At 59.4% G+C, this 25,287-nt stretch carries 21 protein-coding genes and 1 pseudogene; 5 read left to right on the forward strand and 17 right to left on the reverse strand.

The genetic code is table 11. The annotated features are described in order from the left end of the window. Nucleotides 1-995 precede the first annotated feature (995 nt). Nucleotides 996-2,294, reverse strand: coding sequence for a citrate synthase (gene gltA / locus ACUN0E_RS15070; protein WP_445567103.1), 1,299 nt, complete (start codon nucleotides 2,292-2,294; stop codon nucleotides 996-998). 434 nt (nucleotides 2,295-2,728) lie between these two features. Between gltA and ACUN0E_RS15075 the strand changes: the two genes are divergently transcribed. After that, complete coding sequence (locus ACUN0E_RS15075) at nucleotides 2,729-3,130, forward strand: hypothetical protein (protein ID WP_172178295.1); 402 nt, start codon at nucleotides 2,729-2,731, stop codon at nucleotides 3,128-3,130. Nucleotides 3,131-3,295: 165 nt separating this feature from the next. Here ACUN0E_RS15075 and ACUN0E_RS15080 read toward each other — a convergent pair whose 3' ends face one another. From ACUN0E_RS15080 to ACUN0E_RS15090, 3 genes are all read right to left on the reverse strand, one after another. After that, a complete protein-coding gene (locus ACUN0E_RS15080) occupies nucleotides 3,296-4,081 on the reverse strand; it encodes an alpha/beta fold hydrolase (protein WP_408227053.1) in 786 nt (261 codons plus the stop codon). A gap of 381 nt (nucleotides 4,082-4,462) precedes the next feature. Then, nucleotides 4,463-5,515: a rod shape-determining protein gene (locus ACUN0E_RS15085; protein WP_408226987.1), complete on the reverse strand. Its 1,053-nt coding sequence runs from the start codon at nucleotides 5,513-5,515 to the stop codon at nucleotides 4,463-4,465. Nucleotides 5,516-5,706: 191 nt separating this feature from the next. Then, nucleotides 5,707-6,366: an alpha/beta hydrolase gene (locus tag ACUN0E_RS15090; RefSeq protein ID WP_408511162.1), complete on the reverse strand. Its 660-nt coding sequence runs from the start codon at nucleotides 6,364-6,366 to the stop codon at nucleotides 5,707-5,709. A 332-nt stretch (nucleotides 6,367-6,698) separates the two neighbouring features. Between ACUN0E_RS15090 and ACUN0E_RS15095 the strand changes: the two genes are divergently transcribed. Beyond that, nucleotides 6,699-8,276 (forward strand): DHA2 family efflux MFS transporter permease subunit, encoded by a 1,578-nt coding sequence (locus tag ACUN0E_RS15095; protein ID WP_445567104.1) that lies wholly within the window; start codon nucleotides 6,699-6,701, stop codon nucleotides 8,274-8,276. A gap of 22 nt (nucleotides 8,277-8,298) precedes the next feature. On the opposite strand, the gene ACUN0E_RS15100 is transcribed toward ACUN0E_RS15095, so the two are convergent. After that, nucleotides 8,299-9,051 carry an AraC family transcriptional regulator gene (locus tag ACUN0E_RS15100; RefSeq protein ID WP_445567105.1) on the reverse strand — a complete coding sequence of 251 codons (753 nt, stop codon included), beginning with the start codon at nucleotides 9,049-9,051 and terminating at the stop codon, nucleotides 8,299-8,301. Between the two features lie 146 nt (nucleotides 9,052-9,197). On the opposite strand from ACUN0E_RS15100, the gene ACUN0E_RS15105 reads away from it, so the two are divergent. Continuing rightward, a complete protein-coding gene (locus ACUN0E_RS15105; RefSeq protein ID WP_408226975.1) occupies nucleotides 9,198-10,112 on the forward strand; it encodes a glutaminase in 915 nt (304 codons plus the stop codon). Nucleotides 10,113-10,203: 91 nt separating this feature from the next. On the opposite strand, the gene ACUN0E_RS15110 is transcribed toward ACUN0E_RS15105, so the two are convergent. Continuing rightward, nucleotides 10,204-11,073 (reverse strand): NmrA family NAD(P)-binding protein, encoded by an 870-nt coding sequence (locus ACUN0E_RS15110; RefSeq protein WP_445567106.1) that lies wholly within the window; start codon nucleotides 11,071-11,073, stop codon nucleotides 10,204-10,206. 462 nt (nucleotides 11,074-11,535) lie between these two features. On the opposite strand from ACUN0E_RS15110, the gene ACUN0E_RS15115 reads away from it, so the two are divergent. Continuing rightward, nucleotides 11,536-12,258 carry a GntR family transcriptional regulator gene (locus ACUN0E_RS15115; RefSeq protein ID WP_445567107.1) on the forward strand — a complete coding sequence of 241 codons (723 nt, stop codon included), beginning with the start codon at nucleotides 11,536-11,538 and terminating at the stop codon, nucleotides 12,256-12,258. 103 nt (nucleotides 12,259-12,361) lie between these two features. Here ACUN0E_RS15115 and ACUN0E_RS15120 read toward each other — a convergent pair whose 3' ends face one another. The 8 genes from ACUN0E_RS15120 to ACUN0E_RS15155 form a co-directional block, all read right to left on the reverse strand. Beyond that, nucleotides 12,362-13,726 (reverse strand): nucleobase:cation symporter-2 family protein, encoded by a 1,365-nt coding sequence (locus ACUN0E_RS15120; RefSeq protein ID WP_445567108.1) that lies wholly within the window; start codon nucleotides 13,724-13,726, stop codon nucleotides 12,362-12,364. A 170-nt stretch (nucleotides 13,727-13,896) separates the two neighbouring features. Further along, nucleotides 13,897-14,757: an S-formylglutathione hydrolase gene (gene fghA, locus ACUN0E_RS15125; RefSeq protein ID WP_445567109.1), complete on the reverse strand. Its 861-nt coding sequence runs from the start codon at nucleotides 14,755-14,757 to the stop codon at nucleotides 13,897-13,899. Nucleotides 14,758-14,781: 24 nt separating this feature from the next. Next, the gene (locus ACUN0E_RS15130; RefSeq protein WP_408192492.1) at nucleotides 14,782-15,888 is read right to left on the reverse strand and encodes an S-(hydroxymethyl)glutathione dehydrogenase/class III alcohol dehydrogenase; all 1,107 of its coding nucleotides are present in this window, start codon (nucleotides 15,886-15,888) and stop codon (nucleotides 14,782-14,784) included. Between the two features lie 91 nt (nucleotides 15,889-15,979). Beyond that, a complete protein-coding gene (locus ACUN0E_RS15135) occupies nucleotides 15,980-16,831 on the reverse strand; it encodes an outer envelope protein (protein ID WP_445567110.1) in 852 nt (283 codons plus the stop codon). Between the two features lie 69 nt (nucleotides 16,832-16,900). Further along, a complete protein-coding gene (locus ACUN0E_RS15140; RefSeq protein WP_445567111.1) occupies nucleotides 16,901-17,896 on the reverse strand; it encodes a xylose isomerase in 996 nt (331 codons plus the stop codon). 16 nt (nucleotides 17,897-17,912) lie between these two features. Then, a complete protein-coding gene (locus ACUN0E_RS15145) occupies nucleotides 17,913-18,995 on the reverse strand; it encodes an aromatic ring-hydroxylating dioxygenase subunit alpha (protein WP_445567112.1) in 1,083 nt (360 codons plus the stop codon). 40 nt (nucleotides 18,996-19,035) lie between these two features. Continuing rightward, the gene (locus ACUN0E_RS15150; protein WP_445567113.1) at nucleotides 19,036-20,058 is read right to left on the reverse strand and encodes a PDR/VanB family oxidoreductase; all 1,023 of its coding nucleotides are present in this window, start codon (nucleotides 20,056-20,058) and stop codon (nucleotides 19,036-19,038) included. Nucleotides 20,059-20,463: 405 nt separating this feature from the next. Next, the gene (locus ACUN0E_RS15155; RefSeq protein ID WP_445567114.1) at nucleotides 20,464-21,387 is read right to left on the reverse strand and encodes a LysR family transcriptional regulator; all 924 of its coding nucleotides are present in this window, start codon (nucleotides 21,385-21,387) and stop codon (nucleotides 20,464-20,466) included. A 318-nt stretch (nucleotides 21,388-21,705) separates the two neighbouring features. On the opposite strand from ACUN0E_RS15155, the pseudogene ACUN0E_RS15160 reads away from it, so the two are divergent. Further along, a pseudogene (locus tag ACUN0E_RS15160) lies at nucleotides 21,706-22,011 on the forward strand (transposase); the annotation flags it as partial. A 66-nt stretch (nucleotides 22,012-22,077) separates the two neighbouring features. Here the strand turns inward: ACUN0E_RS15160 and ACUN0E_RS15165 are convergent. Genes ACUN0E_RS15165 through ACUN0E_RS15175 form a run of 3 tightly spaced genes read right to left on the reverse strand, consistent with a single transcriptional unit; the run spans nucleotide 22,078 to nucleotide 25,280 of the window. Then, the gene (locus ACUN0E_RS15165) at nucleotides 22,078-22,806 is read right to left on the reverse strand and encodes an OmpW/AlkL family protein (protein ID WP_445567115.1); all 729 of its coding nucleotides are present in this window, start codon (nucleotides 22,804-22,806) and stop codon (nucleotides 22,078-22,080) included. 58 nt (nucleotides 22,807-22,864) lie between these two features. After that, nucleotides 22,865-23,668 carry an enoyl-CoA hydratase-related protein gene (locus tag ACUN0E_RS15170; RefSeq protein ID WP_445567116.1) on the reverse strand — a complete coding sequence of 268 codons (804 nt, stop codon included), beginning with the start codon at nucleotides 23,666-23,668 and terminating at the stop codon, nucleotides 22,865-22,867. A gap of 58 nt (nucleotides 23,669-23,726) precedes the next feature. Next, complete coding sequence (locus tag ACUN0E_RS15175; protein ID WP_445567117.1) at nucleotides 23,727-25,280, reverse strand: long-chain-fatty-acid--CoA ligase; 1,554 nt, start codon at nucleotides 25,278-25,280, stop codon at nucleotides 23,727-23,729. Nucleotides 25,281-25,287: the final 7 nt, after the last annotated feature.

The following is a 25,287-nucleotide window of genomic DNA, read 5'->3' on the forward strand; positions in this document are numbered from 1 at the left end:
GGGAGATGCAGGTAAGGGGTTTTGTTCCCTGCGCGGGGCTTGTTCGTAGGCTCGCCTGCGGCGTTGGGCTTTTCTTGAATTTGGTTGCATGCGCGGCGCTTTGTTGTCTGTGTTTTTATGGTTTTGGCCTTTCCTTGAATTCTTATTGGTGTATTAGCGTTCGCCCCTGTGCGGGGCAGGCACCTACTTTTCTTTGCCTGCTGCAAAGAAAAGTAGGCAAAAGAAAGCAGCTCACACCGCCAGCTTATAAGCGGGTCCCCTGGCTTGGAGGGCACAGTGGCGCATCTGGAATCCGTGCCCTCGCACATTCAGCGTGAGTGACAATGCGCTCATCAGCGCCCACTCCGCACTGCGTGCGTCGCGGATGGGTCTGCATGGGAAACCAGAGCTTCGTTTGGGCACGGTGGGGGCCATCGGCTTCGCCTCGGCGAGGCACCCAGCTATTCAAAAAACAAAATCTACAAACGAATGAAAGCGCGAAAAGACTGCCCAAATTAAATGCTAACGCGGCGCAATTTAATTTGCTGCGACGATCGATATCGCAGCAGCGCTGTGGCTGTGGCTGTGGCTGTGATGATGCAACGACGAGCCACGGTACTAAGTAGAATGGGAGTACGAAAACGTAGCGGTAGGTTTTGTGAGATGCCCGTCGGTGCGCGCAGCGCCGCCGGAAGTATGACTGCCTTGTCACTAACGCGGGGTGTGCGAGAACACAGATTCCAGATGCACCACTACCGCAACTGTGCGGGGGACCCGCTTATAAGCTGGCGGTGTGAGCTGCTTTCTTTTGCCTACTTTTCTTTGCAGCAGGCAAAGAAAAGTAGGTGCCTGCCCCGCACAGGGGCGACGCTAATAGACCAATAAGAAATCAAGGAAAGGCCAACGCGACAGGCAAACAACAACAAGCGCCGCGCAGGCAAAACCGCGAAAAAAATCCCCTGCCTGCAAGGCAACCAGACGCCTCGCAGGCAAAACCAAAACCAAACCCCAAACCTTTACCGCTTAGCAAGCGGCCGAGCCTGCCGCTGAACCTCCCCGACGAACAACTGCCGGGGCCGCCCAATCTTCTGCTCCGGATCGGCGATCATTTCGTTCCACTGCGCAATCCAGCCCACCGTACGCGCCATCGCGAAGATACACGTAAACATCGCAGTGGGAATACCCAGCGCGCGCTGAACGATACCCGAATAGAAGTCGACATTCGGATACAGCTTACGTGACACAAAATATTCATCTTCCAACGCGATCTTTTCCAGCGCCATGGCAAGCTTGAACAGCGGATCGTCGTGCAGGCCCAGCTCTTCCAGCACTTCGTAACACGTTTCGCGCATCAGCTTCGCACGCGGATCGTAGTTCTTGTAGACACGATGACCGAAACCCATCAGCTTCACGCCCGAGTTCTTGTCCTTCACCTTCGCAATGAACTCAGGGATATTGTCGACCGAGCCAATCTCCTCCAGCATATTCAATGCGGCTTCGTTCGCACCACCGTGCGCCGGGCCCCACAAACAGGCGATACCCGCGGCAATACACGCGAACGGATTGGCGCCCGACGAACCCGCCAGACGAACCGTCGAGGTCGACGCGTTCTGCTCGTGGTCCGCGTGCAAAATCAGGATGCGATCCAGCGCACGCACCAGTACGTCATTGACTTCGTACTCTTCCGCCGGATTGGCGAACATCATCCGCATGAAGTTCGCACTGTACGACAGGTCGTTCTTCGGATAAACGAAAGGCTGGCCCACGGTGTACTTGTACGCCATCGCCACCAGAGTAGGCAGTTTCGCGATCATGCGGATTGCGGATACGTCGCGGTGCTGCGGATTGTTGATGTCGAGCGAGTCGTGATAGAACGCCGATAGCGCACCGACCGCTGCGACCAGGATCGCCATCGGGTGCGCGTCACGGCGGAAACCGCGGAAGAAGAAATGCATCTGCTCGTGCACCATCGTGTGCATCGTAACGGTGTTGACGAACTCTTCCTTCTGCTGCGCATTCGGCAACTCGCCCTTCAGCAGCAGGTAACACGTTTCGAGGAAGTCGGCGTTTTGCGCCAGATTGTCGATCGGATAACCGCGATACAGCAACTCGCCTTTGTCACCGTCGATATATGTGATTTCGGAATTGCATGCTGCCGTGGACATGAAGCCCGGGTCGTAGGTGAACTTGCCGGTCTGGCCGTACAGCTTGCGGATGTCGATGACATCCGGCCCGAGCGTGCCCTGATAAATGGGCAAATCAATCGTCTGGTCGCTGTCGGAAAAGCTCAGCGTTGCGTGTGTCTTTGAGTTCATCTACACGTTCCTTTTACTTTCACATCGCACACATGCCGGCATGCTCGATCGTCGGATCGCCGCGTGGCATGCTCAGGCTCCGCTTTGCATTCTACGATCCGAAAGGGTTCTGATTGCGACGATTGCCCGCAACAAACCATCTCGACTGGCGCAACATTCGTTGCCTGAAAGAGCCGCGTAATCGCCTGAAACATACGGAAACAGGCGGAAATACGCAACACGGAACAGCACTGTTTGCGCCCGGCGGCGTCGCCAGCCAAATGAAAGTTAGCACGCTTACTGCAACAATGTTTTGCGGCGCTCAAGCTGCACAAGTAACGCCGCTCTGCGATACTGGATCCGTGTTTTGCTTCCCCTGCGAACACATCGCTGTCTTTGGCCCGCCGTCCTACGGCGGGCTTTTTTCATCAGCCAGAAGAACACGGAAGGACCAGATGAACGCCTCGCTCGAAACACTGTTTCCGGACCACGTCCACAACGAAGACAACATCGTCACCGCGCTGAACCACCAGGACATCGTCGTAGCGTTGTCGGCGGCGCTGAAAACGCAAGACGTGGCGGTGCTGCATATGCTTTACCCGCGTACCGACGCTCGCACCCATCGCAGCCTCGATACACTCGTCGATGTCCTGCACGGCCATGGTCTGCACGAAGTCGCGGATCTGATCGCGCAGGAAGCGCACTATCTGCTGTTCAAAGACCCCGTGAAGGCATGGAAAGCCTTCCACGAAATTCGCAACGACTCGCTCGCGATCGGCGTGCATCTGTATTACCACGGCCTCGTCGGCGAAGCCGCGGAACGCGCGCTCGATAAAGACGCGCACCGCAAGGCTTGAAGATTGAATGGCACGCAGTGACTAACTGCAAGCGCTACGCCCCCCGTGCGCGAATCGGCGCGAGCCAGTCAACATGCGTTCATTGCAGGCTTATCAAGCGCTGGTTGCGCATCCAGGTGCGTACGCTGTGGTGCGAGTACCAGGAAGGCGCTTATCACGCGCGTGTCAAACGTCCATTGAGCGAATGAACTCGTCGACGTAACGATTGAACGCTGCCGGATGCGCGAGATTCATCCCATGCGAGGCGCCGCGCACGGTTTCGCGGCGCGAATCCGGCAGCCATGTTTGCAGCGCCGTCGCAGTGCGGCGAAACATGTCGGGACTCTTTTCGCCATCGATCAGCAGCACCGGGCAGCGTACTTCGGCCGCCTGTTCGGGTACGTAAGCAGGCAACGGATCGTGGAATTGGCGCGCGAGCGTGTGTGCGTTGTCAGTCGCCATCCTGCGAAACCCCGGCGTACTCATCGCCCAGAAACCGGGACGGCTCACCGAATCGACGAACAGCTGCAAGCCCGCTTCCACCTCGCCCGTTTCGATCAACTGTGCGGCTTTCGCGCGCAATGCGTTGACGGTCTCCGGCAAGCTCGCGGGCGCTCGCCCGGCGATCTGCAACGGGCCACCCGGGTCGGCAAGCGTCAAGGTGCGCACATACTGCGGATGGCGCCGCGCGAAATGAAATGCCACGCAACCGCCGCGCGAATGGCCCACAACGTGCGCCGGCCCTGCGCCAAAAAGATCGATGAATTCGGCCACGTCGTCCGCGTGTTCACTCCAGCTGAACGGCTGGTTGGGCTCGGTATCCGTCACCGGCCAGTAATGCGTGAGACTCACCGAGACGCAGCGGTATTGCTTCGACAAACCTGCCAGTTGCGGTTGCCAGTAGCGGTAATCGCACAGCGAGCCATGCACGAACAACAGCAGTTCGCCCTCGCCGGCTTCCACATAGGGCATGCGCAAGCCGCTATGCAGCTCGATGAAGGACGGCGACGCGGGAGAGGACGAAGCGGAAACGGATTGATTCACGGGTGGTTCACGGACGGCGCGGCAGCGGCTGACTGTATCAGCGGAGCCGGCTAGAAATGGATTCGAGGAAAAACGTGTTCGCATCCCTGAAATTGGGATACAGGGCGTATTGTCACACAGCCATTGAATACGCGCCGAGGCCTGTTCAGCGTGCGCGTAGGGACTTGGCTGGGCGCATCGCGATCCGCGCATCGCGGCTGGGGCCCGTACGGCTCATTTCGCGGCCGGTGCGCGTGACCGCGAGCCGGCTGCCAGCCCATACGGCGAGCCCGCCTTGACCACCTGCAAGGCGGCACATGCCACATCAACTCATTCGTAGGCGCTGTCGTCGAGCAAACCGGCGGCAGCCGCCGCGCCCGCGCCACGCACCGCGCAAGTGAGCGGTTCATCGGCGACGCGGACGTCGAGCCCAAGTTCGTTGGTCAAACGGCGGCCCAGATTGCCGAGCAGCGCGCCGCCGCCGGTCAGCACGATGCCGCCGTGCGCGATATCGGTCACCAGTTCGGCAGGCGCCGTTTCAAGCGCACGTTTCACGGCGCCGATCACCTGGCGCAGCGGACCTTCGATCGCTTCAGCGATATCGTGGTTGCTCAACTGAACCGTGCGCGGCAAGCCGTCCTCCACGCTGCGCCCGGTTGCATTCATATGCTCGACCGGCACGTCGCGCACGGCCGAACCAATGCCCTTCTTGACGTGTTCTGCAGTTTGCTCGCCAAGCAGCACGCCATACAGGTTGCGCACGTAACTGACGATCGCCATGTCGAAACTGTCGCCGCCTACGCGAATCGAGCCGCTATACGCGAGGCCGCCGAGTGAGATCACACCGACTTCGGTAGTGCCGCCGCCGATGTCGACCACCATCGAGCCGATCGGCTCCGATACCGGCAGGCCCGCACCGACTGCCGACGCCAGCGATTCGCCGATCAGACTGACCTTCCACGCGCCGGCCGCCACTGCGGCCTCCTTGATCGCGCGCCGCTCGACCTGGGTCGCGCCCGCCGGGACACACACGGTGAATGCGGCACGCCGGCTGAACAACGGCCGCGGGCGGGCCATGTCGACGAATTGCCGGATCATCTGCTCGGCAGCGGAAAAGTTGGCGATCACGCCGTGCCGCATCGGCCGTATGGCTTCGACGTTGCCCGGTGCGCGGCCGAGCAGTTGGCGCGCTTCAGTGCCCACTGCCGCCACGCGTTTTTGCCCGGCGGCGGACTCTTTCTGGAAGGCCACGACAGACGGCTCGTTCAGCACGATGCCGCCGTTGTCGGTATAGATGAGGGTATTGGCCGTGCCGAGGTCCACCGCCACGGCGTGACGGAACAATCGATCGAAAAGCGGGTAATGCGGCGTCGGTCTGGCCATAGGAAGGCTCTGATGTGTCGTTATCCGCCCTTTCCGGGCAGTCTGGAAAATGCGCCCCCGGTCACCCGAACCGCTTGGCACGCCCGGACGGGCGTTGCGCAATCCGCGCGGCGGAAGTGATTTTCATACCAATGAGCAGTTAACGGCAAGCAAATCAGAATCTTTAGGGCCACTTTTTAATTCCGGGCGAGTCAATCGCGCGACAAAGCACCCAATGCATGCTCCAGAGCCTGCTTGCCGAGCTCGACACCGTCCGCGTTAATCGTGTGGCCAATTCCGGGCAACGCGTAGGCGTCGACCGTGTAGCCGGCGTTGCTGAATGCATCCGCGGCGTATTCCAGTTCCTGTACCGGGATCACCTCGTCTTCTTCACCGTGCACGAGCGTAAGCGGTGTGCCGTTCTGCGCGACGATCGCCGAGGCGAGCCGCCCCGAATACGCGACGACGACAGCAACGCCTTCCGCGCTGGCCGCCACGTGATGCATCGCCATGATCGAGCCTTGTGAGAAGCCGACCAATGAAAGGCGATCGAAAGGAAGCTGCCAGTGCGCCAGTTCCGCCTCGAGCATGCGCCGCAACGCTGGATAGGCGGCAGCGACACGCGCGTCGCGATTGCCTTCGTTGACATCGCGCAGACTGAACCACTGCCGTCCGCCGAAGCCGCCGTCGAACGCGTCGGTGCCGTCGAGCGAGGCGAACGCGACGTCCGGCAGGCTCTCGCTCCAGATGTCCGCGAGCGGCATCAGATCGCGCGCATTGCTGCCCACGCCGTGCATCAGCACCACCAATGCCTTGGCAGGCGTTGTCGCCGGCGCGCGCCGCCAACCGTGTTCGAATTGCTCCCAGCCCATATTCAATTCCTCTCTCTGTACTCGCTGTACTCTCGGTTCGTGTTTCCGCACGCGCGGCCAGACACGCGGCAACGTGTGGCCCTCGCGGCGCCTCATGCAGCCTCATGCAGCCTCAGGTCGCTTCGTGTTTCTTCGTGTCGCTGCATGCGGTCTCAGCCAGGAGCATACGCTGCCGGACTGGTTTCCGCCGCTGGATCTGTATGAGTCGACGACGCCATAACGTGAATACAGGTATGCTTTTGCAAGCATTCGACGGGCTGTCTGGCTCCTTGCCCGGGCAGTGAATAAACCGCCGTATAAAACGTCCGTAGCACCGCAATCCGGAGAATCGTTTGAGCCAGCCCTCTGCCGCGCCTGCTGCCACGCCGCCCGCACCACCGCCACCGTTACAAGGCGGCAAACTGGTTCTGGCGACCATCGCCGTTGCGCTCGCCACCTTCATGAACGTACTCGACACGTCGATTGCGAACGTTGCGATTCCAACCATCTCGGGCAACCTCGGTGTCTCGGTCGATGAAGGCACGTGGGTCATCACGGTATTCGCCGCGGCCAATGCCGTCTCGATTCCACTGACCGGTTGGCTCACGCAACGCATCGGCCAGATCAAGCTGTTCGTCGGCGCGATTCTGATGTTCGTGCTGGCTTCGTGGTTGTGCGGTATCGCGCCCACGTTGCCGATCCTGCTGGTCGCGCGGGTGTTCCAGGGTGCCGTGGCCGGTCCGCTGATTCCGCTCTCGCAGGCGATTCTGCTCGGCTCGTATCCCAAGGAGAAATCGTCGACGGCACTCGCGCTATGGGCCATGACGGCCACCGTCGGCCCGATTGCGGGTCCGGCGCTTGGCGGCTGGATCACGGATAGTTATAGCTGGTCGTGGATCTTCTACATCAACATTCCGGTCGGCATTTTCGCAGCCGGCGTGACGTGGATGATCTACCGCACCCGCGAGTCGGCCACCCGCAAACCGCCCATCGACGTAATCGGGCTCGGCCTGCTGATTACCTGGGTCGCGTCGCTGCAAATCATGCTCGACAAGGGCAAGGATCTCGACTGGTTTTCGTCGCCGGTGATCGTGATTCTCGGCATCACCGCGCTGATCAGTTTTGCGTTCTTCCTCGTGTGGGAGCTGACCGAGGAGAATCCGATCGTCGACTTGCGGCTCTTCCGGCAGCGCAACTTTCTCGGCGGCACGATTGCGATTTCGGTGGCGTACGGCGTGTTCTTCGGCAACCTGGTGCTACTGCCGCAATGGATGCAGGAGTATCTGAACTACCGCTCCGTGGATGCCGGTCTCGTTACCGCACCGCTCGGCATCTTCGCGGTGCTGCTCGCACCGGTGATGGGCCGCGTGCTGCCGCGCTCGGACGCACGCATCATCGCGACCCTCGCGTTTATCGGCTTTGCGGTCGTGTTTTATATGCGCTCGAAGTACGTGGTCGAAATCGACACGTGGCACCTCGTGCTCCCCACACTGCTGCAAGGCATTCCAATGGCGCTGTTCTTCGTGCCGCTGACCGCGATCATTCTGTCCGGCCAGCCACCGAGCAAAATTCCAGCGGCCGCTGGCCTGTCGAATTTCGTGCGGGTGTTTTGCGGCGCGGTGGGCACCTCAATCGCCGGCAACGAGTGGAATAACCGCACTGTGCTGCACCACGAACGGCTCACCGAGCGCGCCAGCGTCGATAACCCGCTGTTCAGCCAGCAGATCGATTCGACCCAGTCGCTGCTTCATCTGAATACGCAATCGGCACATGCGCTGTTTGATTTCACGGTGAACACCCAGGCCGCGATGATGGGCCTGAACGACATCTTCTATGTGTCGTCGATCATTTTCATTCTGATCATTCCGCTGATCTGGATTACGAAGCCAGCCAAGGGCGGCGGCGGACCGGGTTCGGCAGCCGCGCACTGATTGCGATGTTGCCGGCGCTGCGTTAGCGGAAATAGCGTGCGGGCGTGTCGCCGAAGGCGTCGCGGAACACGGCAATAAACGACGACACGTCGCCGTAGCCAACTTCGAGCGCCACTTGCGTGACGCTTGCTCCGGCGCCAAGGCGCTCCAGTGCAACCAGCAGCCGCAGTTGCTGCCGCCACTGTCCGAAGGTCTGCCCGGTTTCCTTGACGAAAAGGCGCGCCGCCGTGCGGGCGGTCACGCCGGCGGCCGCCGCCAGATCGTCAAGCACCGCCGGTTCCGCCGGGTTGACGTTCAGCGCTTCGGCGATCCGCTGAATCCGCGGATCGCGCGGCCAGTGCAACGCCAGAGGCGCGCTCGGCAAGCCGGACAAACGGTCCAGCAAAACTTGCAGAAGGCGCCCGGTGGGTTCGTCGACCGGTTTGTCGTGCGGCAGATCGCCCGCGGCGCCCAGCAAAGCTTCCGCCAGCCGGTCGAGCGCCAGCGCGACGTTTTGCGCGGGCAGCGGCGCCGCATCCGCGTCGGCATACAGCGAGTGAAGTTGCACCGGCTCAGCGGCAGACAGGCAATGCTGCACGTTCGCCATCAGCCAGAGCGCGTGACCCTGCGGCACGACCCATCGCCCGGTTTCCGTACGCACGCCCAGCACGCCGACGCTCACATGGATCAACCGCGCACGACGATAGGCGCGCCACGGTTCGTCCAGCGCATCGTAGTGTTCGTCGACCACGAATACCGGACGCGCGACGCCGTCCGGATCGAAAGCTTCCATCATTGATGTCTGTTTTGCCCGGTTGTTACAGGAAAGGCAGCAAGATTATCATAACCCGGGCAAAACATTGCTCGAACCCGGCAGCGCCGCTGCACGAACAATTCGCGCCAGGTTGCCAGTAGAATCGCGGCTTCAACGGTCCGAGCCCAATGAACTACGCATCCATCCTCGAACAGATTCATCGTGATCTTCAGCCTTATCTGGGCACCGGCAAGGTCGCCGACTACATTCCCGAACTGGCGAATGTCCCCGCCGACAGTTTCGGCATGGCGATTGTCACGACCGCCGGCGAGGTCTTCCGCACCGGCGAAGCCGACACCCGTTTTTCCATCCAGAGTATCTCCAAGCTATTCGCCTGCACGATGGCCTTCCGGCTGCTCGGCGACGAACTGTGGCGGCGCGTCGGCCGCGAGCCGTCGGGCACGCCGTTCAATTCGCTGGTGCAGCTCGAAACGGAGCAAGGCAAACCGCGCAATCCGTTTATCAACGCTGGCGCGCTGGTCGTCACCGACGTGCTGTGCCGCCGTTTCGTGCAGGCGGAAACTGCGCTGGTGGAGTTTATGCGGCGGCTGACCGGCGAGGTGACGATCGACTACGATATGCGCGTCGCGCAATCGGAGCTGCAACATGCGGATCGCAATCAGGCCATGGCGCACTTTATTGCGAGCTTCGGCAACATGGAAATGCCCGTCCACGCGGTAGTCGACGCGTATTGCCGGCAATGCGCGATCTCGATGAGCTGTGTCGAGCTGGCCAGGGCTGCGTTGTTTCTGAGTAATGGAGGCGTCGTACCGTCGACTGGGGAACGCATCCTCGACAGCAGTTCGACCAAGCGTTTGTCGGCCCTGATGCTAACCTGCGGTACCTACGACGCTGCGGGCGACTTCGTCTTTCGTGTCGGCTTGCCAGCAAAGAGCGGCGTGGGTGGTGGCATCGTCGCGATACTGCCGGGGGAGATGGCGGTCTGTGTGTGGTCGCCCGGGCTCGACGCGAACGGCAATTCACTTGCCGGCGCGAAGGCACTGGAATCGCTGACCACGATTACCGGGCGGTCGATTTTTTGATTCCGTGCCGCAGGGACGGCGGCCCGATGGACTTATTGAATGTTCAACCTCCTCGCCACGCCGCCGTCGCCTCCTGTTGAACGAGCTCCCCCTAGCCCACGCGCGCGACCAACTCTGCCAACACCGTCTGATAAGCGGTGCTGCCAACCACCCGCTCATTCACGCCGTCTTCGAAATCGATCCACCCGGAATTGAAACCGTCGATCATCTCGATGCGCGGCGCGGGCCATGCCGTGCCTTGTGACTGAAAGAGCGCCTCCCACTGATCGCGCGGCACCGCTTCAGCCTTCACCGAACGACCCAGCACGTCCCCGAGCATCGCGGCGATTTCATCTTGCGTGTAGCGCCGTGGTCCTTCAATCTCGATCACGCGGCGGCCCTGCCAGGATGAGCCAAGCGTTTCAGCGATCACACGACCGATATCCGCAGTTGCGATCATCGGATACGCACGATCGAGCGGTTGCAGGAAACTCGGCATCACGCCGGTTTCGCGCGCCGGCGCGATATCCCACAACGCGTTTTCCATGAACCACGCGGGCCGTAAAATCGCCGTCGAAATTGGCAGATCCGCGAGCGCTTCTTCGAGAATATGCACTTGCGTGATGAGACCGAGGCCCGACTCGCGCTGGCCGCCGATCGATGAGAGCGCCGCAACACGTTCAGGCCTCGCTTTCATCAGCGCCTCTTTCAGCACCGCCACCGCTGCGTGTGCATTCGGATAGCCCGGCTGCGGCGCGAAGTTCGGCGCTACCATCACGAAGACGCCTGCCGTATCGCTGAACGACGCGGCGAGCGCGTCTGCGTCTTCGAAGGACGCGACCGCCACTTCGGCGCCCCGCGCCGTCCACTCCGCCGCCTTGCTTTTGTCACGCAAGACGGCGCGCACGGCGTACCCCGCGTCCAATAAGGCGCGTGCTGCCGCGCCGCCCACCTGCCCTGTTACACCGGTAATTGCATACATATTCATCGCTCCTCGAATACGGCCAATGCCGTTCTGAGCGAGATTGTCGGCATTTCCCAGTGATTTCACGAGAGCATGGATGTCATTTAGTTAATGACATGAAAGCATGCAACGCCTTTCCGTTGACTTCCAATCTGGACCGGCGGCGCTACTCAGAGCGCGGATGCTTACAAGGTGTCGTGTCGAAAAAATTATGTTGCCAATCCAAACCAGATATTGCTTGCGTACAAAGGATTCCTGACAATGGGCGGTTGCTACACAATCAGAACGAGCTGGCACTAACAGCAGATTAACCGCATACGGGAGCTTCGCAGTCACGACATCGAGGCAAAAGTAGCACGCTCAGAGCCACGCGCAGACGCAACCAGAAGAGATAGAAAAATGTATACCCTCGCGTATGCCGTTTTCGTGATTTGCCCCCTATGCTGGGGCATTAGTTCTAGCAATACGAGACCGTTAGTCATGAAGGAAACGTCCACACAAACCGTCGTCGATGCGATTACCGACGCGATCCTGTTGCAACGGCTCGCTCCCGGAACGCGCCTCGGCGAGACCGAACTCGCGTCTATCTTTGAAGTGGGGCGAACGGTGATCCGTCAGGTGCTGATACGGCTGTCGCAAAGCAAACTCGTCCGTGTCGAACACAACCGCGGCGCGTCGGTGGCGCAGCCCACTGAGTTCGAAATTCACGAAACGTTCGAAGCACTCGCGATGATCGAATGCGCGGCGATGGAAAAATTTGCCAGCACGATGACGGCGTCAGATGTGCAGCGTCTGCATCAGCATCTGAGCGAGCAGCGTGTCGCGCATCAGCGCAGCAATGTCGATCTTGAGTACCGGTTAGGACCGGATTTCCATTTGCTTATCGTGCAGACGGCCGGCAATCGCACGCTCGAGGCCATTCACGCCAGCCTGATTGCGCAGGAACGGCTCTTCACGTCGTTTCATTACGACGACTTCGATCACGGTCATCTTTGTCGCGATCACGAGGAAATCATCGGCTTTTTACAAGCCGGAGAGGTGACGCGTGCGCAGGCGTTGATGAAGGGCCATTACCGCACGCTCGAAGGATTCTGCCTGGGACACAAGGTAAAGCGACCCGGCCTGTCCTTGCGTGAAGCCCTGCTTTCAGAGACGAAGAACGAGGAGCCTGGCAAAAGCGGGCAAGTGGTCCAGATCAAATAGGCCGCCGGTTGCCTTGAACCGGCGGCTCTCGCAAGGCGCGCTGCTCGATCATGCTGCGGCAAACGGGGCGAAACGAGTCATCGAATGCGCCTGAGGGCGCGCTTCAGGCTCCCCCATCCGCGGCAACAACATTGCTTTTTTGCGGATCGCGCACCCCGTTGAAAATCATATTGAGGACAACAGCCGATATCGAAGCCAGCAGAATCCCGCTATGCATAAGCGGCGCGAGTTCGACCGGCAACGCATTGAAGAACTGCTTTGACACCATCGGAATCAGCCCGATGCCAAGACTGATCGCCACCACATACAGGTTATTGCGGTTCTCCGCAAAATCGCTGCCGGCCAGAATCTTGATGCCGGTCGCCGCGACCATGCCGAACATCACAATGCCAGCGCCGCCCAACACGAATTGCGGGACGGCGGCCACGATGGTGGCCATTTTCGGCACGAGGCCAAGCAGGATCAGCATGACCGCGCCTGCCACGCAGACCCATCGGCTGCGTACACCCGTCACGCCGACGAGGCCGACATTCTGCGAGTACGACGTGTACGGAAAGGTGTTGAAAACCGCACCGATGAAGGTCCCCAACCCATCGGTACGCAAGCCGCGCGTCAACGCTTTGCCGTCGACCGGCCTGCCGACCAGTTCGCCTACCGCGAGAAACATCCCTGTGGATTCAATGTAGGTAACGAGCAAGACGATCGTCATCGCTGCGATCGCAGGAATATCGAAACGCGGCCAACCGAAATGAAACGGCATAACGACAGCCAGCCACGGTGCTGAATCGACGCCCGCGAGCGATACCTTGCCGAGTAGCGCTGCCACGACGGAACCGAAGAGAATGCCAAGCAGCACTGCGATGCGGCCAATAAAGCCGCTTCCGAACCGCATCACGGCGACAATGAACGCAAGCACAGCAAGCGACACGCCGAGATAAACCGGATTGCCGAAATGCGGATTACCGACACCGCCGCCCGCCCAGTTGATCGCGACCTCCATTAGCGTGACACCAATCACCGTGATCACCGTACCGGTGACCACCGGCGGAAACCACGCGATCAACCGGCTGACAAACGGCGCGACGATCATCCCGATCACGCCGGCCACCATTCCGGCGCCAAAAATATCCAGAATCCCGAGCCCTGGCGTTGTGCCGATCGCAATCATCGGACCTACGGCGGCAAACGTCACGCCCATCATCACCGGCAAACGGATACCGAAACCGAAGATTCCGACGGTCTGAATCAAGGTGGCGATGCCGCTCGCAAAGAGGTCCGCGTTGATCAGAAAAGCAATCTGCTCGGGCGGCAGTTTGAGCGCGCCACCGATAATCAACGGCACAGTGATCGCCCCCGCATACATGACGAGCACGTGTTGAATGCCAAGTACCAGTAATTGCCCGAACGGCGGCCTCTGATCGACGGGATCGACTGTCAGCCTGTCCGCCGTGGCAGTAGCATTGCGCATTTCTTGTCTCCTGAATGCCGCGTCGTTCATGACGTGCGGCTTATGTGGACGGCGTCGCAGATTGCGACACCGTGATCCTCAAACACGACACCCGGTTCAGTGGTCTCTATCTCGACCACGCAGCGCATGCAGTTGCCCCAACATGTCGGCGAACACCCGGAGCATCGTGCTTATGTCTTGGCTAACGACAGGCATCGGGCGTGATGCGCGATGTGATCTTCGATGAACGTCGAGATGAAGTAGTAGCCGTGATCGTAGCCCGCGCGACGGCGCAACGTCAGCGGCTGCCCCGCGGCTTTGCAGGCCGCTTCGAACACATCCGGGTTCAGTTGCTCGGCGAGGAACTGATCCGCCAGCCCCTGATCGACCAGAATCCCTTCCTTGAACTTGCGCGATGCACGAGCGACCAGTTCGCTCGAGTCATACTTGCGCCACCCTTCCCGGTCTTCACCCAGATACCCGCTGAACGCCTTCACGCCCCACGGGCACTGTGAAGGTGCCGCGATCGGCGCGAAGGCCGACACCGAGCGGTAGATCTCCGGGTTGCGCAGCGCCAGCATCAACGCGCCATGCCCTCCCATCGAATGCCCGAAAATGCCCAGACGCGCGCCGTCCACCGGCAGATTCGCAAGCGCCGTTTCGCGCAGTTCGTCACGCACGTAGGAGTACATCCGGTAGTGCTGCGCCCACGGCTGCTGGATCGCGTCGACGTAAAAGCCCGCACCCACGCCAAAGTCCCATGCTGCACTTTCGCCCGGCACACCCGCACCGCGCGGACTGGTGTCCGGCGCGATCAGCGCGATGCCATGCTGCGCCGCGAAGCGCTGTGCGCCCGCCTTGACCGGAAAGGTTTCTTCCGTGCAGGTCAGACCCGCGAGATAGAACAGCGCCGGTACATTCGCGTTGGCCCGCAAGGCCTGCGGCGGCAGATACACCGAGAAACGCATCGGCAGACCGACGGTCTGCGAGTCGTGACGATAGATGCGCTGCTCGCCGCCATGGCAGGCATGCGACGACAATAATTCAAGCATCGATATGCTCCTGTCCGCGCCGCGTTAGTACAACACCACCGAGCGGATCGACTCGCCCTTCTTCATCAGATCAAAGCCTTCGTTGATGCGTTCGAGCGGCAGACGGTGCGTGATCAGGTCGTCGATATTGATCTTGCCTTCCATGTACCAGTCGACGATCTTCGGCACGTCTGTACGCCCGCGCGCGCCGCCGAACGCCGAGCCCTTCCACTCGCGGCCCGTCACCAGCTGGAACGGCCGCGTGCTGATCTCTTCGCCCGCTGCCGCCACACCGATGATGAACGACTGGCCCCAGCCCTTATGCGTACACTCCAGTGCCTGACGCATCACCTTGGTGTTGCCGATGCATTCGAACGAGTAGTCCGCGCCACCATCGGTGAGCTGCACGATGTGATCGACCACGTTCTCCACTTCGTTCGGGTTGATGAAGTGGGTCATGCCGAATTTCTTCGCCAGCTCGACGCGGCCCGGGTTCAGATCCACGCCGATGATCTTGTCCGCGCCCACCATCTTCGCGCCCTGGATCACGTTCAGGCCGATGCCGCCGAGCCCGAACACCACCACGTTCGCACCCGCTTCGACCTTCGCCGAATACACGACCGCGCCCACGCCCGTCGTCACGCCGCAGCCGATGTAGCAGATCTTGTCGAACGGCGCGTCTTCACGCACCTTCGCCACCGCGATTTCCGGCACGACGATGTAGTTCGAAAACGTCGATGTGCCCATGTAGTGAAACAGCGGCTTGCCGTCCAGCGAGAAGCGTGAGGTCGCATCCGGCATCAGCCCACGGCCTTGCGTCGAACGGATCGCCTGACAAAGATTGGTCTTGCGCGACAGACAGAATTTGCACTGGCGGCATTCCGGCGTGTACAGCGGAATCACGTGATCGCCTTTTTTAAGCGTGCCGACACCTGGACCGACGTCGACGATCACGCCTGCGCCTTCGTGGCCGAGAATCGCAGGGAAGATGCCTTCAGGGTCCGCACCCGACAAAGTGTAGTAATCGGTATGGCAGATCCCGGTGGCCTTCACTTCGATAAGGACTTCACCCGCGCGCGGGCCTTCCAGATCCACTTCTTCAATCGTCAACGGGGCGCCGGCTTTCCAGGCGATGGCTGCTTTGGTCTTCATCGAAATTCCTCGTGTATCAAAAGGTAGTCACAAACGCGATGTGATGTCAGCGGTCTGCGACAATCCGCTTTAGTCCATCGCAGGTCATTCATTAAAAATGGATATCCGCGGTCACGAAAGGCGTGCTTTGCAGCGCGCCTTTGACGCTCCGATGATCCGTGCCATATTTATTGATCCAGTATTCCCAACCAAAACCGACGCGCACCAGATCCTTGTGGCCTGCCAGTGCGCCCACATCGAACATCAGCTTGGATCGGAACAACATTTCGGTTTTCGTATCGGCATTGAAGCCGTCTTTGCCTTTTGGACCGACTACATCCAGAAATCCTTCCAGGCTCAGCGGCACACGTCCTACACGAAACGGAATGCCCCACGCGGACTCGATGGACCAGGTACCGCGAAAATTGACTTCCGTGCCTGCGATGCCGTTGTTGTTGTTCTCCTTGTAATAAAGCAGCGCGACATCGAAATGTCCTGGGACCTTGAAAACCAGATTCGGTCCCACCACGATGGCCCGTTTGCGTGATGCAAACGCATTGTTCTTGCTGCCCAGAATGAATCCGGCGTCGAGCGTGAGATCCTTGAGGGGTCCAAGCGCGAACGCTTGTGTACCCGTCACGGCATTCATGCTGAGATTGTGGCGATAGATCGCATAGAACTCAGTCGCCCCGCTGTTCGAATTATTGGACGGATCCGCGCTATTCGACAGCAGCATGTCGACGTTAAAGAAATTGGTACCGTACTTGTAGCCGTCGACGTGGGTAAACGTGACAGTGTTCTTGCCAATATCCTGAGCGTTGCCGTTGCGGTCGGTCAAGGAGGGTTCGTGATAGCTCGGACCGTAGCTCCAGCCAAGCGATGTGTCGCTCCAATCGAACGCGTGCGCAGATGACATCCCGAGCGTCGCTAGCGCAATGGCCAGCAAGCCCCTATATTTTTTCACGTGTCTCCTCCGGATATGTTTTTGTTTTCCGGACGCACTTCGTGGGCGCGTCCTTTGCATGCATTGCGGTCAAGCGCGCGCAGCGGCTGGTTTTTCTGCCTTGATGTCCACCCACGTGCGACGGAACCATTCCGCAATCGCCACGTTCTGCTCGAACAGCGAGTACTTCACGCCGCCGCCGTAATCGGGCATGTCGATCATGTCTGTGGTGATGTAGCGCAGTGGGCTATCAGGTGTGTCGCGGTGATGCCGCAGTACGCGGCGCACGACGTCCTTGCAGGGTTCGACGCGATAAGCGTTCCACGGCAGATGCCACTCGCCCGGCGCCGGTTTGAAAAACGGATACTGGCAAGCACGACCGTAGGTGCCGCCGTCCTTCATTTCCCATGGGTTCTTTGGGCCGTTCGGCGAGACGGGCCTGATCTGCAACCAGTGAGTCATGTTCATACCGATCCACTGGTCGAGCACATTGCCGTCTTCATAGGGATCGATGACAAACCGTCCGGACTCCACATCTTCGCGAATGCCGCTGACGTCCTGTTCCTCGGGGTTGTCCACCTTCAGCAGGACATGGCTGTGGTCGAGAACGAAGTTAAACGGCACCCCACGCTGCTGGACCTGGCGGGCCACCGGCGTGATGCGTCGAAGATCTTCCGACCACATGTAGATATGGACTTCGAAACCGATGGCGATACCGATCTTCTGCCCGAGTTCATGGGCGTGCAGATAAAAGTCGACAATCTCCTGATCGGTCACCACATGACCTTTGGCGTGCTTTGTGTACAGCATGATGTTGTGAAACTCACCGCCGGCGTCCTTGCACAAGCGCAGATTCTTCTCGAGCACCGCCTCGTCCCGGCCCGCGGTGTATGACCACAAGCCTGTGCGAATCGGAATACCATGCCGGTCGGCCGCGCGCAGATAGTCACTTTCCTCACCGGGTTGCGGCATGCGGTCGAAGTGGTCGAATACGCCGGACTCTTTCAACATGCGGAACTGCTCGTCTACCGACACCGGCCGCGTATGCTGTACGCCGCGGCCGTTACAGCCAATCGAAAATTCCATCTCCAGCTCCTGATAGTTACAACGTGGATGACTGTGATTCGCCCGGCGCAGCGTGCAGCACATGGACGATCGGGGACACCGCTTCTTTTGCTTGCAGACGGTCGACCATCTTGCGGATCCGCGCAGGCGCGTTGTCGATGCCGAGCCGGGTGTACTCGCGCACCCCCATGCGTTCCTGCTCACGCTGGACGTAGGCCAGCAACACGGCGTCTTCATCGAACGTGAGCGTCATGAGGCGCGCGACGTCTGCCGACACCTGGACGTCGTGCGGGTGATAGTTGCGCAGATGGAGCCAGAAGTAGTGCGTGGTCGATTCGGTTTCAGGCGTCAGGAAATTGAAGCTGAATGAGCGGAATCCGCGATCCTTATTGGTCTCGGTCGGCTCAACACCCGCGTCGATGCTGCCGAAGTCCACATATGAAGTAGACGGCAGATGCAGGTAGTAGTACTGCCAGCGGTCCACCGTACCCGCGAAATTCGCCATCTTCTCGACGAGCGGCACGGGCGGTGCATTGTTGATCCAGCGGTAGGCGAGCACGTGTGAATCGCCCTGCTCCACCTTGACGCCGACATCCTCGCCTGCCGCGCTGCCAATCGTCTTCTTGTGCACATAGCTGGTATGCGCCGGATCGACGAGGTTATCGGTAATGTTCAGGTAGTTCGACTTGAAGTGAAGGTATTGCCCGTCGACGAGGCCCCAATCCGCGTCGCCATAGTGCGGAACATCGACAATAGCGCGGACGTCGGCTAACGCCGGATCGTCCATCCAGATCCAGACTGCGTTGTACTTCTCCGTGAGAGGAAAGGATCTGACACGCGCGGTCGGTGGAATGTTCTGCTGACCGGGCACCCGCACGCAAGCACCCGCACAGTCGAACGTCATGCCGTGATACCCGCATTGCACATGGTCGCCTTTCAACTCTCCCAGAGAAAGCGGCGCCAGTTTGTGTGGGCAACGATCGACCAGTGCGGCGGGTGTGCCGTCTTCGCGTCGATACAGCACGACCTGCTCGCCAAGGATGGTGCGCGACAACAGTTGCCGCCCGACTTCACTGCTCCACGCCGCAACGTACCAGGCGTTTTTGACAAACGTACTCATCGTGTCTCCGTTATCTTGAGAAATCGTGCTCGACGCGATGTCAGGCATCCAGCACCAGTTCGCCTTCCCTGGCTCGTGAGACGCATACGCACATCAGATGCGCCTGATCGCGGTCGTCATCGGATAGCGCGTAGTCACGGTGCTCCGGCGTGCCGCTCAGCACACGCACGGCGCACACGCTGCACTCACCGCGCCGGCAATCGAACATGGGATCGAGTCCCGCGTCGATCATCGCGTCGAGAATGCTTTTTTCCGCCGGTACGTCCAGCGTCACACCGCTGCGTTGAAGCACGACCCTGCAGGGACGGTCACCGGTTTGCGGAAGCGGCGCGCCGAACAATTCAAAGTGAACATGCCCGGGTGGCCATTGCTGAGCGCGCGCGATGGCAATGACAGCGTCGATCAAGGGACGTGGGCCGCATACGTAGAGATGACGATTCGGGACCGGTTGCCCGATCACGTCTGCCAGTGGCATACCCTGCGTGGGGTCGCCATAGTCGAAGTACAGGCTCGCCTGTTCGCCGCATAACTGCGAGACGCCGGTTCGGTACGCCATCGTTTCCGGACTGCGCGACGCGTAGTGCAAGCGATACGCGGCGCCCTTCGCACTGAGTTCCTTCGCCATCGACAGAATCGGCGTAATACCAATACCGCCGGCAATCAGCACGGCTTCGTGCGGTTCATCGTGTAGGGGAAAATCGTTCTTCGGCAGCGCGGCGCGAATGTGCTCGCCCGTCCGAAGCGCATGCATGAAGCGCGACCCGCCTGCACCTGCTGTTTCCAGTTTGACGGCGATTTCGTAGTAGTCCGACTGATCGGCGCTGTTGACGAGCGAATAGCAGCGTTCGCCGGGCGCCGGTGCTTTTTTCAGTGTGTCCGGCAGCGTGCCGGGATGGCTCGCGCCATCGGCGAGTTCGACTTGAAACTTGATGTGCGCGCCGCCCGAAAACGCGGGCAGCGGTCCGCCATCGGCCGCCTTCAGTATTAACGACGTGATCTCCGCAGTAAGCGGAACGATGTCGGCCACCACGAGTTCCAGTGGCCATTCAGATGTTGTCGACATGTACTCTCCTCCTGATCCGGACGCAGCAGTTCCCCCGGCGCCGTTTTCGAAAACAGGCGTCTATCAAGTGGAACGGCTGGGATTGAGTCGTGCGCTAACGGACTTGGTGCGCGACGAATCGCGCGCCGCGGGCGCGTCACCTCATTGCGAGGGATCGATGCGGGGGAGCCGTGCGTTTTGCATTTCGATAGCTGATGGGTGCGGGGGCATGTTTTCTCCGCCATTGCAGCGGGATGCGATGCATCGCGTGATGCCGCAGATCTTCTTTCCGCGCGGATTCGACAGCCAGGCGAGACATCGCTTCTTCCCTGAATTCGTTGTTGTGAAGCGAGTATAGGGAGAGAGCCGCGCTGAGCGTAGCGGCAAATAAACAGCGTATCGCTGCAATTTTTGCAGCAGCGAAGTTCAGGTCACGCTCGCCTCTTCGCGCTGCAGGTCGCCAAGCTGTTCGTTCATGATGGCAATGAGCGCCGTCACCGCAGGCGGCAATCCGCGCGCTGACCGGATATAGATGCCCAGGTGCGCGGCCACGTTGTCCGACTCGCGCAACGGCACATACGCAAGCCGTTGGTCCGCACAGAGTGCTTTGAGGCCGATACGCGTCTGAAACGCGATGCCGACCCCACGCATCGCCAACTGACGCATCAATTCGATCGCGCCGCTGTACACGACCGGTTGCACGGGCTTTGCTGCTTTCTGCATCAGCGGCAACAGTAGCGAATGCACCGCGAAATCCGGATTGGCCATGACCAGCGGGAAGGCCGCGCATTCGTCGAATGACACGTCCTCGCGGGCCGCAAGCGGATGGTCTGGCGCCATGATCGCGCCGAGGCGGAAGATGCCGCTGCCGACACAGGTCAGATCCGGGCCGCCCCGCATCGCAAACGCGGCGCCAACATCGACCTCTCCCGACGACACCTGCTGCGCAATCGACTCCGACCCGAGCATGAAGGTGTGAATACGCACCTTCGGATAGCGTCGCAGCATGTTTTCGAGCACGGCCGGCAGGAAGTCGGTGTTCAGACTTTCCGCCGCGGCTATACGAATTTCACCGCGCTCCACGCCCTGCAACTGCTCCAGTTCAGCGAGCGTCCGCTGCTCGTCCTGTAGCACAGTGACGACATGTTGCGAGAAAATCTGGCCTGCCTCCGTCAAGCGCAGGCCGCCGGGCAGGCGTTCGAACAGTGCCGCGCCAATTTCATCCTCCAGGTTTAGCAATTGCCTGTTAACCGCCGACCCATCGACGTGCAATCTGCGTGCAGCTTCGCGGATCGACCCCGAGCGGCAGATCACATCGAAATAACGAATTGATTTCGCATGGATATTCATGTGCTTATACTAGCAGACGCTCGTGCGATGACGCATCGGGAGATCCCGTCACGTACCGTCCGCGCTCCCATGAAAATCAGCACTCGGCGGTAGGCTTTCGCAAACCTCGGGATAATCTGCATTCCCGACCAGCATAGATTTCGATATTGATCGCCACCTTGTTCGGTCGGCGAGTCGCCGAACGTCAGCCACGTAACACAAAATCCCGACCTAGAGCATTGAAATTAGTGAACCTGCTCGGTGGGTTTCTCTCGCCCACTCGGAGAATCGCAAATCCACCACCGGCTCATCGTTCTCGTCCAGCGGTTCGGTTCGGTGCGCCGCGAGCAGCAGAAGACCGATCCTGCACTGAAGGGTATGCGCGTGTCGCTGTTGAAAGATGCGGACAAACTGAATCTCGCGCAACTGGCCGATCTCGAGGCGCTGATCAGCCAGTACACCACCAGCCGCACCGCCCGTGCCTGGATGTACCGCTAGCAGCTGCGCGGGATACTCGATCGCAAGCAAATCCATGTGGTCTCCAAGATGCTGCGCGGGTACGCCAGCTTCAAAACCATGCGCACTGTCCTATTCCTCATCGCCGGAAAGCTCGACTTCCAAGCCTTCAACCCACATGCCTCGTAAGCCGCATTACCTGGTCCAATTTTGAAACAGCCATTTAATTTAATTCAACTATGGTGACATGGACGATCAAAACCGATAGCCAATCCCCACGAAAGTCACCAGTGGGTTTTCACGTATTTTTGAGGTCGCCACCACCGTTGACCCTGGAAGATGTGTTTCAATCGTCGCTTTCGAAGAGAAATGAACATAGGTCAGGGATGCATTCAGCGACCAGTGTTTATCGATATTATAGGTTGCACCGACATTGAATACCGGCCCGAATCCAGGATCGAACTTCGCGGTGCTGGGTGAGCTTGCCGTTGCACCGTTTGAAAACTCTAACGAAGCAGCGCTCTGAAATGCCGGATTCACCCGCACATCGGTATCGAATTTGTACATCACGCCCAAACCGACATATGGGCGAAATTTCCAGGCAGGTGTGCCGAGATAGTACTTGAACAGAACTACTGGCGACCAGCTTCGAGCCGTTACGAGGGGATTGATACCGGATGCCGAGAGGTTTCCCGTTCCCATGAATTTCAGCTTTGGCGGTATGCCAAGCCAGGTCTCAGCGGCGATATTGTCGGTAACGAAGTACTGTAGTGTGATCGCGAGCGTATCAGGGTTGCTTCCGACTCCCCCCGTGTTGGTCTGTTCGCCCAGCGGGGGATTAACCACATTCAACGGGCCAGCTACGGCTCTTGACTGAAGGTGCAGCCAGCCCGGCGTCACCTGGAATTCACCCGCACTCTGTGCATGAGCGCCACGGGCTAGAATCATACAGCTTACCGCGAGTAATAGCTTCGCATTCCTCAATTTGTCGTCTCCAATATTCCGTATGATTTGATTTTTTCACCCCACAAGCTACATCGACCTACCGTCCATTAAAAATCGGTTCTCTCTTCTCCATAAATGCCTTAACGCCTTCCCGAAAATCTTCGGTATCGAGCAGTGCCTCCTGACACCGCCGCTCATATTCGAGTTGTTCGACCAAATCGTTGGAATCGGCCACGTCGAATGCCGTCCGGAGTTCTCGAATCGCACGGTTAGGAAAATGGCCAACGGTATGGGCCAACTTTCGGACCTCATCCATCAACGATGCGTCGTCGACGCATTGCCAGATTAATCCCCAATTAGCCGCTTGCTGCGCAGTCAGCTTGTTGCCAAGCAACGCCAATCCGCTTGCACGGGAGCGTCCTACTCTTCTCGGCAGACTCCAAGTCGCACCAAGGTCCGGAAGGATTCCGAGCCGCGGGACAAACGTCAGCAAGAAGCTACTTGAGCGGGCCGCAATCGTCACGTCCGCCGCCAGTGCCAGGCTCACTCCAGCGCCGGCTGCCACGCCGTTGACCGCAGCAATCACTGGAATCGGGAGCGTACTCAAGTCGACGACGAGCGGATTGAAATATTCCGCCATATCGCGAGCCACGCGCTGTCCGATCGACTGCTGCGCCGTCGCTGAAAAATCGTCGCCACCCAATTTCGCACCGGCGCAAAATGCTCGCCCAGCCCCGGTCACTACGAGCGCTCGTACCGCCCGGTTTTCTCTCACCTCGGCAAGCGCATCGCGCGCGTCCCGAGCCAGATCAACACAAAGACAATTAAGTTCCTGCGGCCGATTCAACGTCAACACCGCGGTATCGCAGTCGATTTCCAGTATCACCGATTCATGGTTCACGCCGTGCTCCGGACAGAATATTTCGTCGAGTTCTTATAGCGAGGTTTTTTCAACCGCCTCAACTGACAGATCGAGCCTGCCCTTCCCAGAACGGAGCACGCAGCCTGTACTTGAGTATTTTCCCGGCCCCTGAAATCGGCAGCTCGCTACGAAACTCAATGGTTCTCGGACATTTGTAGGCCGCAATCAGGGATTTGCAATGTGCCTTGATTTCCTGTTCGCTCACACTTGCACCGGGTTTAAGAATCAGTACAGCGTGTACCCCCTCTCCCCATTTTTGATCCGGAATTCCGATCACAGCACACATCGCAATAGAGGGATGTTTCGTGATTGCATTTTCGACTTCCGCCGAATAAACGTTCTCGCCTCCCGTCACGATCATGTCCTTGATGCGGTCGACAATGAAGACAAAGCCATCCTCATCCATGTAGCCGCCATCTCCCGTATGCATCCAACTGTCCTGTACAGCGGCGGCGGATTCGACCGATTTTCTCCAGTAGCCTTTCATAACACTGGGCCCTCGAACCACGACCTCTCCGACGCTCCCACGCGGTACGTCATCACCGGCAGTATCGACAATGCGAATCTCCGCGTGGCAGGCAGCGCGACCGACTGAACGGAGTTTGCCCGCCATGCGTCCTGCTGACGTATGGTGATACGGACGCAGGATCGTCGCCGCGGCGACCTCTGTCATGCCATATGCCTGAATGAACCCGGCCTCGGGAAACACGACAAATGCTCGCTCAAGTATCGCCTCGCTCATGGGCGATGCACCGTAGAGAATGAGCCTGACACTCGACAACTCGTATTCGTCAACAGTCGGGCAATCGGCCAACAGCTGGATCATGGTCGGGACAAGCAGGATGTCGGTGACACGATCGAGATCAATTGCTTCGAGGACCGCGAGGGGCGTGAAAGTTGGAACAAATACATGCGTCGAGCCCCGCAAAAGCAATGCCATGGTCAGCCCAACGTCGGCAATATGGAACATTGGGGCAGCATGCAAGCCTATGCCGTCTTGCGTTGGATAGCCCTCCGCCATAAGGGCCAGTGCGTTGCTATACAAATTTTCATGGCTGAGCATGACGCCCTTCGGGAAGCCAGTCGTTCCTCCTGTGTAGAGTAAACAGGCCAGATCATCCCTCATGCGCATTGCGTTCTCCACCGGACGCGATGCGGCAATCATTTCCTCATAGGGCAGCATGCCTTCTGGTGCAGGGGAATCCCCGATGTACACCACTGTCCGCAACGAACTGGAAAGACGACGCAATTCGCCGACCATGTGCGTGAATGTATCGTCGACAAACAGCAGCGCAGTGTCGCTGTCGTCTAGCGAATAAGCTATTTCGGCCACACTCCACCGAGTATTGACAGGCATGGCTACCCCGCCCGCCCACATCACGGCCAGAAAAGTTTCCAGGTAGCGGTCGGAATTCAAAGAGAGTATTCCGACCCGGTCGTCGGGTCGCAGACCCAGCTTCTGTTGTGCACCCGCCAGCTTCGCAACACGCTCCCCGAGTTCGGCGAAATTGTGACGCCGGTTGCCACATACCGTGGCAATGGCATAAGGTTTTTGTTGCATCGCACGATGCAATCCCTGAGTCAAATACATGCGCTCT

The sequence above is a fragment of the Paraburkholderia sp. D1E genome, from assembly GCF_052682275.1.